This window comes from Desulfocicer niacini, assembly GCF_054657595.1.
In genome coordinates this window covers 1-4,305 of record NZ_BAAHYK010000110.1, presented here as the reverse complement: position 1 = coordinate 4,305, position 4,305 = coordinate 1, and the positions used below count along the sequence as shown (strand labels likewise).

At 49.1% G+C, this 4,305-nt stretch carries 3 protein-coding genes; 1 reads left to right on the top strand and 2 read right to left on the bottom strand.

Features of this window, described 5'->3' with window-relative positions:
• A partial coding sequence (locus ACYQ2M_RS24760; protein WP_459919079.1) for a transposase occupies positions 1-633 on the top strand: 633 nt, incomplete at its 5' end.
• A gap of 330 nt (positions 634-963) precedes the next feature.
• On the opposite strand, the gene ACYQ2M_RS24755 is transcribed toward ACYQ2M_RS24760, so the two are convergent.
• Complete coding sequence (locus ACYQ2M_RS24755) at positions 964-3,084, bottom strand: oxidoreductase (RefSeq protein WP_459919078.1); 2,121 nt, start codon at positions 3,082-3,084, stop codon at positions 964-966.
• Between the two features lie 102 nt (positions 3,085-3,186).
• Positions 3,187-4,104, bottom strand: a complete 918-nt coding sequence (locus ACYQ2M_RS24750) for a malate dehydrogenase (RefSeq protein WP_459919077.1) — start codon at positions 4,102-4,104, stop codon at positions 3,187-3,189.
• Between the last annotated feature and the right edge of the window lie 201 nt (positions 4,105-4,305).

The window sequence follows — 4,305 nt, the reverse complement described above, 5'->3', positions numbered from 1 at the left end:
AATATGCTTTCATGGCGTCACAGTGGTTTCCATGTTTATATCGGTGACAGAATAACACCTTCCGACAAAACCGGTCTTGGCAACCTGGCCCGGTATATTATCCGGGCTTGCTTTTCACAGGAGAGAATGGTCTATGTTCCGGCTGAAGATTCAGCAGATGGTGTTGCCAAAGTGGTCTACACATCAAAAGACAGAAAGTCACGTAAAGTTTTCAACGCTTTGGACTGGCTGGCCAGGCTGGTAACCCACATCCCTGGTCGGTATGAGCAGACTGTCAGGTACTACGGTTGGTATTCGAACAAATCCCGCGGGATGAGAAAAAAGGCCGGTACGGACGACACCATTCCTGCAGTTATGCCAAATGATCTGTCCTCCAAAGAATCGCGTCAGAACTGGGCACGCCTGATTCAAAAAATTTATGAAGTAGATCCGCTTGTGTGTCCAAAATGCCAAGGTTCCATGAAAATTATCGCTTTTATCGAAGAGCTTGACATCATCGAAAAGATACTGCGTCACCTTGATCTCTGGGATGTCCGCAATCATGGCCCGCCACAAAAGGTTCCAGATTATATCCTTGAATTGGTCTGTGATGAGGCAGGCTCGCAGATTCCGGAATTGGAGAGTTGGTATTGATATTTTTTGAAATTGGCTTGAGGAATTATGGTGGACTGCGCCCAAAATCACCTTTAGTTCCGGTGATTTTGAAGAATTTGCCAGAAATCTTAAAATATTCTCTCCCGTTTTTCCAGACCTTGATTTTTCTCTTGACTTAAGTTCGTCCCCCTTGATACAAGCACAACATGTTGTGCTTGTATCAAGGGGGACCAATATTTTTAACTTTTAAGTAACTTTGGGGGTTTTCGATACTTTCTTTAGCAAAAAGCAAGTTCCTATCCCTTTCCTATCCCTTGGGGTCATATGAAGGATGCCAAAAAATAGGTTATACTTTTGAAAAACGGGTGGCTATATGGAATAGCCGATCTTTGCGCCCTCACGTATGGCATCCACAATCAGTCCCGGTTCCCTGGAGCTGCCAATGTTGTAGATCTCGGGGACAACGCCCTCCAGGGCATTGCACAGGGTTGAATTGGGGATCAGGTCCTGGGTGTCGATGATATGCTTGGCCTTGATCACATAACGTCTTTGATCTTTTAACTGGATTTGCAGCCCATCATCGGTGACTTTCTCGTATTTAACGTCGGACCATATGGGAACCCCTTTCTGTTTGAACCAGGGCCAGAGATTGTCCAGATCGTCCACGGTGATTTTATCTCCCAGATCTTCCTTGGGACCATTGTGAACAATTGTCACGTCACGACCCCGCTTGGTCAGAAATTCCGCAAGTTCGCATCCATGGAGGGTGCCGCCCACAATCACTACCTTTTTCCCCACCGGCATATATAATTTGGAGAGTTTCTCCATCTGGGCGGAGCTGAAAAATTTGAGAAAGAATTTAAGCTGGTTATGCATGTCCCCGGCCTTGATTACCTTGGAACTGTCACCTCCGGGTATATCAAAGGTGGCGTGTTCCGGCCCTGCTGCCACGATGACCACATCGGGGCGTTCCTTTTTGACAAGGTCCTTTGTCACCTCTGTTTTCATATGAACCGTGACCCGCTCCTTTTTCAACTGGGTTTCAAGGTAGTTGACAAAGAGGATGAGATCTTCGGTTTCCAGATCTTTAACAATGGCTGCCAGGCGGACAAGTCCCCCCAGATAGGCACCTTTTTCGTAAAGTGTCACCACATGGCCCCGTCGGGCGGCCACCCTGGCCGCTTCCATGCCCGATGGACCACCACCGATAACCATCACCTTTTTTTTCTTTTTTGCAGGAGTGGAGATGAATTCCGGAACAATTTCCCGGCCCAGGGTGGCATTGGTACGGCACTCCAGTTTCTTGTTGCGATTTCGCATGTCAAAGCAGTGCAGACAGCCATTGCACCAGCGAATGTCCTCCAAACGATCCTCCATGACCTTGTTGGGAAGCTCGGGGTCTGCCAGCAATCGGCGGGTCATGCCCACAAAGTCTAGGCTTCCCTTTTGCAGGAATTCCTCTCCCAGGACAGGGTCAAGTCGGCAAGCGGTCCACACGGGAATTTTCACCCCTTTCCGTTTAACGGCTTCCACCAGGGGGACGGTGGCACCTTTGCCTTTACGGCTCCAGTCCAATCCCTGGGGCAGATCATCGGGTGCCTCGGGAAAAAGGATACGATCGGGCTGGATCAGCCCCCCCCGATGGCCGTACCGTTCGGCCCGGCAGTTGATGCCGTCGGCCACTTCGGCAATGAGCTTTGCCATTTCCGCCCCTTCATCCATGGTGGTTGCCAGGGGGTGGTTGTATTCCACAATGTTAAACAGGGTGTGAACCGCAAAGTCGGGTCCGGTGCGTTTTTTGGCTTCTTCTATGCAGCGGCGAAGGAAGCGGGTGCGGTTTTCAAAATTCTGGGGGCCATATTCATCCTCCCTTTTGTTCCATACCCTGGAGAGAAATGTGTTGCCCTGGTGACAGGTGCCGTGATTGATTTCACAGGCATCAAACCCAGCTTTGCAGGCCCTCTCTGCGGCACTGGCCCAGAAATCAATCTGTTCTTCAATTTCATCCCGGGTCATGGCCCGGCAGGGAAGAAAATCAGGACCGGGCAGCTCTTCCTGGGTCAAGGCTGAGGCACATTTGATGTCACGGATGGAGGGATCCCTTGGCAAAAGACCCGTAGGATTCCAGGGGCCTGCATGTTGAAACTGAATGGACACCTTGCACCCATATTTATGAACCCTGTCCGTGAGAATTTTAAAACCCGGAATCAGGCGATCATCGTCAAAATGAAGCTGTACACCATCATAGGTGCCGTCGTCATGGTAGTGGATGTGCTGGATGCCCAGGGGATATTCCGTTCCACATGACTCCACCACAAGGAACCCTGTCCCGCCCTTTGCAAGCCTTTCATAATAAGCCACCATGCGGGGACCGCACGTCTGATCATCTTCCATGAAAGAGGTGCCGTTAGCCGTTTTAATGATGCGATTTTTGACTTTGACCGGACCGATCATTCCCGGTTCTAATAATTTTGGAAATCGTGACGACATATATGTTTCTCCTTATTAATAATACCCAAACCCGAACAAGTTAGAACTAAATAAATTTTCTAATTTCCTTGTCCAGAAAACTTAAAAATCAGAGATAAGAAATTAAAAAGCGGCCTTCACCTTATCAATCGCGGCCTTTAATGCATCCGTGGTTATTTTAAGACCTTCCATCTCATCCGTTGCCAACTCATATTCCAGTATTTTCTGGATACCGCCTTTTCCGATGATGGCCGGCACTGTCATGCTCAGACCTCTGTGGCCGTACTCTCCCTCCAGAATTACGGATACGGGAATCGTCTCTTTGGTGTCGCCGGCAATGGCTGCAACAATCTCGGCAAGGCCAATAGCACAAGTCCATCCGGCGGTGCGACCGGATTTAAGTTCTTCAAATCGTCTCAGGATGTGGGGCACTTCTCCACGGATTTTTTGTTTTATCATTTCCGTAATGGCAACTGGTTTTCCATCAATGCGTGCGGAGCTGAACAGGAGCACCTGGGTGCTGCCATGCTCGTCGATGACCAGCCCTTCCATCTGGCTTACCTTAACATTAAATTCCTTTGCCAGCATTTCCCTGAAACGAAAGGAGTCGTTGGTGGAATATCCGATGAGCTTCATGCGATTTATACCAGAGGCCATGTGAGTTGCCACATTCAGGGGACCGGGAGGGTTGCTGGCGGTGATCACAATGGCATCGGGGCAGTACGTCATTATTTCATGGGAAATGTTTTGAATGATGCCGACATTTTTGAGAAGCATCTCCATGCGATCGGCAATGATCCCCTGGGAGGCTCCTGCACAATTGATGACAATGTCGGAGCCTGTCATGTCTGAAAATTGACCCGCATATACGCTGATATCCTGGCAGGAAACCGCTGTGCTCAGATCCATGGCGTGCTGTTTTAAAACATTTTGACGTTTTCCACCGAGGAGGACCATGTCACTGACCAGCCCCTTTGCGGCAATATAAAATGCGGCACATGAACCTACACATCCTGCGGCCCCGATAACGGTAATTTTCATGTTTTATCTCCTTTTCGAGGGGTACTCATGACTCTTAAGTTCTCATTTTTCATACCACATGTGCTTACTTTAATGGCGGTTTTCGATTTTGCCATGATCGACGGGGGATCATGGGGGTAATTCCTCGGTGCCTGATGCGATCCCTCAATGTACGAGAGTCGTATCCCTTGTCTCCTTGTATTGCATCAGGCCGTTTTCTGG